The sequence below is a fragment of the Verminephrobacter aporrectodeae subsp. tuberculatae At4 genome, from assembly GCF_000193225.1.
GTDB classification, from domain to species: domain Bacteria; phylum Pseudomonadota; class Gammaproteobacteria; order Burkholderiales; family Burkholderiaceae_C; genus Acidovorax; species Acidovorax aporrectodeae.
The window spans coordinates 24,676-31,770 of record NZ_AFAL01000423.1 but is presented as its reverse complement, the minus strand read 5'-3'; the positions used below and the strand labels follow the sequence as shown (position 1 = coordinate 31,770).

General features: G+C 57.0%; 6 protein-coding genes. All 6 read left to right on the top strand.

Translation table 11 applies throughout. The annotated features are described in order from the left end of the window. On the top strand, window positions 1-703 hold a 703-nt coding region (locus tag VTU_RS0113220), incomplete at its 5' end, for an SDR family oxidoreductase (RefSeq protein WP_010104886.1). Window positions 704-849: 146 nt separating this feature from the next. After that, window positions 850-3,531 carry a hypothetical protein gene (locus tag VTU_RS32775; RefSeq protein ID WP_138927880.1) on the top strand — a complete coding sequence of 894 codons (2,682 nt, stop codon included), beginning with the start codon at window positions 850-852 and terminating at the stop codon, window positions 3,529-3,531. Continuing rightward, window positions 3,516-3,692 (top strand): hypothetical protein, encoded by a 177-nt coding sequence (locus VTU_RS33625; protein WP_010104882.1) that lies wholly within the window; start codon window positions 3,516-3,518, stop codon window positions 3,690-3,692. Before VTU_RS32775 ends, VTU_RS33625 begins: the two co-directional genes overlap by 16 nt. A gap of 94 nt (window positions 3,693-3,786) precedes the next feature. Next, window positions 3,787-5,031, top strand: coding sequence for a sugar ABC transporter substrate-binding protein (locus VTU_RS0113205; RefSeq protein ID WP_010104881.1), 1,245 nt, complete (start codon window positions 3,787-3,789; stop codon window positions 5,029-5,031). A 115-nt stretch (window positions 5,032-5,146) separates the two neighbouring features. Continuing rightward, on the top strand, window positions 5,147-5,293 hold the full coding sequence (locus VTU_RS33620) for a hypothetical protein (RefSeq protein WP_169315399.1): 147 nt from the start codon (window positions 5,147-5,149) through the stop codon (window positions 5,291-5,293). Next, a complete protein-coding gene (locus VTU_RS0113200; protein ID WP_010104880.1) occupies window positions 5,290-7,095 on the top strand; it encodes a glycoside hydrolase family 15 protein in 1,806 nt (601 codons plus the stop codon). Before VTU_RS33620 ends, VTU_RS0113200 begins: the two co-directional genes overlap by 4 nt.

Below are 7,095 nucleotides of genomic sequence, written 5' to 3'. Positions count from 1 at the left end.
CGTCACCGGCGCCAGCCGGGGAATCGGCCGCGCGGTGGCCGCGCGCCTGATGGCCGACGGCCTGCACGTCGTGAACTACGACATCGTCGCCCCGGTCGCCATGGGCCCGCGCGAGACCTTCGTCCAGGTGGACCTCGCCGACGAGCGCGCGCTGCGTGCCGCGCTCGCGCGCAGCGTCGCGGAACGCGCGGTGACGCGCCTCGTGAACAACGTGGGCATCGTGCGCCCCGCGGGAATCGACACCGTCACCAGCGCCGACCTGCAGGCCGTGATGACCGTCAACCAGGCTGCGGCCATCGCCTGCGTGCAGGCGCTGCTGCCGGGGATGCGCGCGGCGCGCTTTGGCCGCATCGTGAATATCTCCAGCCGCGCCGCACTGGGCAGGGCCGAGCGCATCGCCTACGCCGCGAGCAAGGCCGCGCTGCACGGCTTCACGCGCGCGCTGGCGCTGGAACTCGCGGACGATGGCATCACCGTCAACGCCATTGGCCCCGGGGCCATCATCACCGAGCTCTTCGAGCGCGTGAACCCGCTGGGCGCAGCCGCCACGCAGCGCATCTTGCAAAGCATTCCGCTGCGCCGCATGGGACACCCCGACGAGGTGGCGCACCAGGTGGCGTCGCTGCTCGACGCGCGTGCGGGCTTTACCACCGGCCAGGTGCTGTACGTCTGCGGCGGCACGACGGTGGGATTTGCTCCATGAATCGCCTCCGGTCCTGCGTTTCCCCCGGAATCTGGCGTGTTGGAGACGGAACCAGGAAGCCCCGGGATTGACAAACTGCAGGGCAGGTGTTCGAATCCGGGAAATAAGTTACAACATGTATTTATAAAATCGTTGCTCAAGAAATCATGACCCTGAATAAAAAATTTTTCGCTCAAGACGTTCTTCCCGACATGCCTCCGGTAGGGGTGGGAGATTCGATTTTCAATTTGAATCACCCGTACGTAATAGTAGAAGATGATGGCGGGAAGGTTCTGCTTCGCATCACGGACGTATTTTCCAAGAGAGAAACAGCGGTGTACACCCATTTTGATGCTTGTCTCGACGGCATAAAACTGGAAGATGTCATGGATGCCAAGAGTTTTTATCATCCGGAAAAAAACAGGGATGCAATAGTGGTGCTTACACCCTGCACCCTGTTCCATGTAAGCTACGATTATGACAAAGAAGGACTCGTAGTAGATCCTCTGACGATTTCAAATTCCTGTATGGGGAAAATAGTCAAGATTTTTGATATTTTTAATCTTGATCAACATACGAACGGTAGTTTGATTCTATTGAATGAAGATAAAGGAATCTACTCACTGGTGCTCATTGACGTTACGGATGGCAAAGTGGAGCACAGCATTGAGCTGCCCTTTGGGTCTGAAAAGATGGAATTCACTTTTGTGAAAAAAGGATTTGCCTTGCAGGCTATTCTGACCAACGTGGACTTATCCAATAATCTGACCGTATATTCTGCTTCCTTGACGATTTTTTCAAAGCAAAAAACCAATGCATCTGATTTTATGGCGGTTTCTTTAGGAGAGGTCAGCACGCAAGATCATACCATCGTTCAACTGAAATCAGGAAGGTTCATTTCGTCCACCAGCGATGAACAAATCCTGGTTAATTTTGTGAATGCAAGCCAGCAGCCTTGCCTGGCTCTGTTGCGGCATGATAAAGAAGATTTTGGTCGGTTGAAATTTTGGAATCAAACCGTCATGCAGTCGCTCAGGCCGGACACGTTGTTAAAGCCGGAATATAAATGCATTTCTGCCACCTTCATTCCGCTCAAACCAACTGATAATATCATCTGGACTGCCCCCCATGTGGTAGAGCATAGATATCCCGGGGATGCTGCGCATCAAACATGGTTGATCTGTTCTGTTCTTGAAACCCATTTTTTGAATGTAGATGAAGCAACTGGTGCCATAGTAGACAAGTTCAATAGAATTCATGACGATACCAGCCCGGCAACTCGCGCTCCGCGTGGATATGCATCCAGTGACATATTCATATCGCTGACTGAAGATATTAAGATACCCGATGAAGGAAAATATACCGTCCCCAATATCAATCTGGTTCATATCTCCAGAGCTTCCGTCGAAACCTTCATGGACCACGAAAATATTTGCAAACTTGCTTTCCATCCTTTTTTCATTGAGATTGCAGATACTGATGTAGAGGGAAATGGCAGATTCATATACTCCGTGGATGATGAACAGGAAGGATGGCCATTATTGTACGATCAAATCCTCGCCAATCCCCAGGAATACGTGGAACGATTAAATGTACTTCCGTGCTTCGCCGGCGGGATGGACTATAATGGAAAAAGTCTGCGCATAGGGCTTCCGGAATTTGTCAACTATTCCTCGGTAATCCAGGCGTTGGCATTACTCCAGTGCATACCTTTTGAGCGCGCTGTACTGGACAATTCACCCAGTCTTTCTTTTACTGAAGGGTCTCATGTCGTGAATAATTCAAGCACGACTACGCATTCTGATTGGTCAATTACTCTGAGCGAGCATGCTTCCGTCAACTTGTTTGGGGGTTATGTCAGTGAGCATCTCAGCCTGACGATAGGGAAGGGTTTTTCGAACACGGAGGATCAAGCGAAAAGCGTTGCTCTGAGTTTTGGGCAAACCATCAGTCAAACAGATGTGATATTGGGACATTCCAATAGTTTTTTAACGTGGCGTTTTCCGGTCTATATACGCACTCCCGATTTTGATGAGCCGGTAAAAGTAGTGGATTTGCCAATGGTGTTTCCACAGTCGAAAACTCCGGCAACGGAATTGGTGGAAACTTCTTCCAGTGAAATCATCTATGCGGCAGACTATGAAGTGGGGAGTTTGCTAAGCTATGAGGGGGCCAGTATTCCGGGATATGACGAATCAAAGCTCTTGTTTCCCCGCATCGAACTGGACGTAACCCAGGATTCCGGTGGCGCGACCATCAGCTACGCACAGTCCTTGACCGATGGTTCATCCGAATCATACACTTCCCACCTCACCACGAGTGGAGGTATTTCTGTTGGGTACAGTGGTGCGATCGTACAGGCCGGCGCGAATTTTGATTTTAATATAAGTTCGGGGGACACATCAACGACGAGCGTTACTACTACGACGGACTTGAACATCAACATCCATGCCGGTTCTGTAAAAGACGTCCTTTACAGCTACCATATAACACCCCTTTGCTACTATTCAACCATTGACGACCTGCTGATCGTCAAGTATAAAATAAAATTGACGGGCCTCGGCTGGAAAGACTATTTCGGAAAACCCATGGTGAAATGCATGGCGCTGATTCCGATGACTGCAAAAAATGTGTTTGCAAAACTGACTCGTTCCATTCGTTATTCGGAAAATACATTTGATAAAACGAAGACGGACATTGACGTGCATTTGTTCAATAATGCGCTGGTAAAAGCGCAAAACATAGCCTGTGAATTTTTCGTGGGCGATAGGCCGGTAGACGCCGGTAGCACCGTAAAATTTCACCGGATGCAATCAGTGCAGGAAAAGTGCCTGTGGCTGACGCGATGATTGCCATGGGGAGAATAGTGGCCACCATGGCGCAAGTTGACTTGGTAGAAGGCACTTTCATCTCCGTAAAAATTACGCATGATGGGATGGAGAACGTATATTGGAACTCGTACCCTGATAGTTATGTCAATGAAGTCATGAAGGAAGAAAAGGGCTTGTAAGTGCTTTCCCGCATTCGGCAAGCTCTCGGCCGGAGCAGGGTGGGCGATACCGTGTTGGCAATCCTCTGGACAATGAATAACCCGTAAGGAGAGCATGTTGAAAACCAAAGCAAAGATAAGCGCGACCGCACTGGTGTTTGCCGTCGCCATCATGGCTTGCTCGCGTGATGCAAACGAGAACGGCGCAGGGAACCCGGGTGGCACGGGCAAGGCGGCTGCGGGATCGGTCCTCAGTATTTTGGACTACTACAACAACGAGCCCGAGAAGGGCTACATTCAGGCAGCGCTGGACAACTGCGCGGCTGAACTGGGAGTCAGCCTCGACCGGGAAGCAGTGCCCGGTGGCAGTCTGATCCAGAAGGTGCTCCAAAAGGCCTCCGCCAAGACCCTGCCCGACGTTCTCATGCTCGACAACCCGGAAGTCCAGCAGATTGCAGAATCGGGCGCACTCGCTCCGTTGAGCGATTTCAACGTTCCCACAACAGGTTATGCAGAGGGCATTCTCTCGGCGGGCACCTACGACGGCAAGGTTTATGGCCTTGCACCGACCGTCAACACACTCGCGCTTTTCTACAACAAGAAAATCCTCTCGGCGGCGGGCATTGCGCCGCCCACAACCTGGGCTGAGCTCAGGGATTCCGCCAGGAAACTCACGACAGCGGATACCTACGGTCTGGCGTTCGCGGCTCCGGCAACCTACGAGGGGAGCTGGCAGTTCCTGCCCTTCATGTGGTCCAACGGCGGGGACGAGTCGGACCTCTCCTCACCCAAGGTCTCCGAAGCCCTGCAATTGCTCATTGACCTCGTAAGCAGCGGGTCGGCCTCCAGGAGTGTCGTCAACTGGAGCCAGGGTGACGTGAATGACCAGTTCATTGCGGGCAAGGCCGCCATGATGGTCAACGGGCCATGGAATATGCCCAAGCTCAACCAATCCACCGGGCTTGATTATGGAATCGTTCAGATTCCCGTGAACACTGCCGGGCAGACACCGATCGCTCCGCTCGGGGGCGAAATCTGGACCGTGCCACGGACCGGAAACAAGGCCAAGATGGAGTTGGCCGCCCGTTTCGTTGCATGCATCAACAGCGACAAGAACCAGCTCGCGTTGGCCGAGCAACGGCTCACCGTTCCCACGAAAACGGCGCTGGTTCCGCAGTTCGTCGCCAAGGTTCCGGCGATGAAGGTATTCGCAGAGCAGATTGCCAGCGCACGCAGTCGCACCGGAAAACTCGGGGCGAAATGGCCGGATTCCGCAACAGTCATCTACTCTGCCGTGCAACTGGGGCTCACTGGCAAGGCATCGTCCGCAGACGCCTTCAAGCAAGCTGCTGCGAAGTGACGACGCCCCTCTGATTCGTTTCGATCATGTATCAACTAGTTTCCTGATTTGTATTGACGCTACCAAGGGAAATTACTTGGATGGAGTGCGGGAATCGGGTTTATGCTTTCGTCCCATGCAATTGCTCCCGTTTCTGGCACCCGACCGGGCGGTTTCTCCTGATTCCCGCAGCAGGCTCGCCGGGTTGGCGCCGCGTCCGGACCCGGTGCAAGCCGCCCCCGGACGGATCGCCACGCTGTTCATGCTGGAGCGCGGGCGATGAACACGGCAGCCACCGCGCCCCGGCCCGGCTCGCTGAACCTGGGCTTGGTCGGCAACTGCGCGATCAGCGCGCTGATCGACGAGCAGGCGCGCATGGTCTGGTGCTGCCTGCCGCGCTTCGACGGCGATCCGGTGTTCAACGCCCTGCTGCAACCCGGCGACGCAGGCAGCCATTTCGCGATCGAACTCGAAGACTTGGCAGAGTCCCGCCAGTGCTACGAGGCGAATACCGCCATTTTGCGCACGCAGTTGTTCGACAAGGCCGGCAACGGCGTGGAGGTCAGCGATTTCGCGCCGCGCTTCTTCAGCCGCGGGCGCTACTTTCGCCCCATGACGCTGGTGCGCAGGGTGCGCCCCATCCAGGGTGCGCCGCGCATCCGCGTGGCGCTCAAGCTGCGCTACGACTGGGGGCAGACCGTGCCCCGGATCACGCGCGGCAGCAACCATATCCGCTATGTCGGCGAGAGCCTGACGCTGCGCCTGTGCACCGACGCGCCGGTATCGCATGTGCTGTCGGGCCAGGCCTTTGTGCTCACGCGCGCGCACGACTTCCTGCTCGGCGCCGACGAAACGCTGGCCGAGGGCATCGCCGACACCGCGCGCCATTTCGAGCAGGAGACCGCCAGCTACTGGCGCCACTGGAGCCGCGCGCTGGCCATTCCGCTGCAATGGCAGGATGCGGTGATCCGCGCGGCGATCACGCTCAAGCTCTCGCTCTACGAGGAAACCGGCGCCATCGTCGCCGCGATGACCACCAGCATCCCGGAATCGGCGCACAGCGGACGCAACTGGGACTACCGCTATTGCTGGCTGCGCGACGCGTTCTTCGTGGTGCGCGCGCTCAACAGCCTCTCCGAAGTCGGAACCATGGAAGACTATCTGCGCTGGCTGAGCGACGTGGTGGTGCAGGGTGGCGGCGGCCATATCCAGCCGCTGTACGGCATCGGTCTGGAGCGGGAACTGCCCGAAAGCTGCGTGCCGCATCTGGCGGGCTACCGCGGCATGGGGCCGGTGCGCGTGGGCAACCAGGCGGCCGAGCATTTCCAGCACGACGTGTACGGCCACATCGTTCTCGGCGCCGCGCAGGCGTTCCACGACCAGCGCCTGCTGCACCGTGCGGGCCACGCCGAATTCACGCGGCTCGAACAGGTGGGCGAGAACGCGGTGCGCGTCTACGGCCAGCCCGACGCCGGAATCTGGGAACTGCGCACGCGCGCGCGGGTGCACACCTCGTCCGCGCTCATGGGCTGGGCCGCCTGCGACCGCCTGGCGAAGATCGCCACCACGCTGCAACTGGACGCGCGCGCCGGCTACTGGCAGCAGCATGCGCAGCGCATGCGCGCCGAGATCCTCGAAAAATCCTGGTGCGCACCGCGCCAGGCCTTTGCCGAGAGCTTTGGCGGCCATGAACTCGACGCCAGCGTGCTGCTGATGGCCGAAGTGGGCCTCATCGACCCGCGCGACCCGCGCTTCGTGAGCACCGTCGAGGCCATGGAAAAAAGCCTGTGCGACGGCCCCTACATGCGCCGCTACGAAGCCGCCGACGATTTCGGCAAACCCGAGATGGCGTTCAACATCTGCACCTTCTGGCGCATCGACGCGCTCGCGCGCATCGGCCGCAGGACCGAGGCGCGCGCCATCTTCGAGGCCATGCTCGCGGCCCGCAACCCGCTCGGCCTGCTCTCCGAAGACACCCACCCCGCAACCCGTGAGATGTGGGGCAACTTCCCGCAAACCTATTCCATGGTGGGCGTGATCAACGCCGCCGTGCGCCTTTCTGCACCGTGGGACAGCGTGATTTGA

Coding starts and splice junctions, on each gene's coding strand:
- VTU_RS0113200 (WP_010104880.1), top strand. CDS start 5,290: ATGAACACGGCAGCCACCGCGCCCCGGCCCGGCTCGCTGAACCTGGGC.
- VTU_RS0113205 (WP_010104881.1), top strand. CDS start 3,787: ATGTTGAAAACCAAAGCAAAGATAAGCGCGACCGCACTGGTGTTTGCC.
- VTU_RS32775 (WP_138927880.1), top strand. CDS start 850: ATGACCCTGAATAAAAAATTTTTCGCTCAAGACGTTCTTCCCGACATG.
- VTU_RS33620 (WP_169315399.1), top strand. CDS start 5,147: ATGCAATTGCTCCCGTTTCTGGCACCCGACCGGGCGGTTTCTCCTGAT.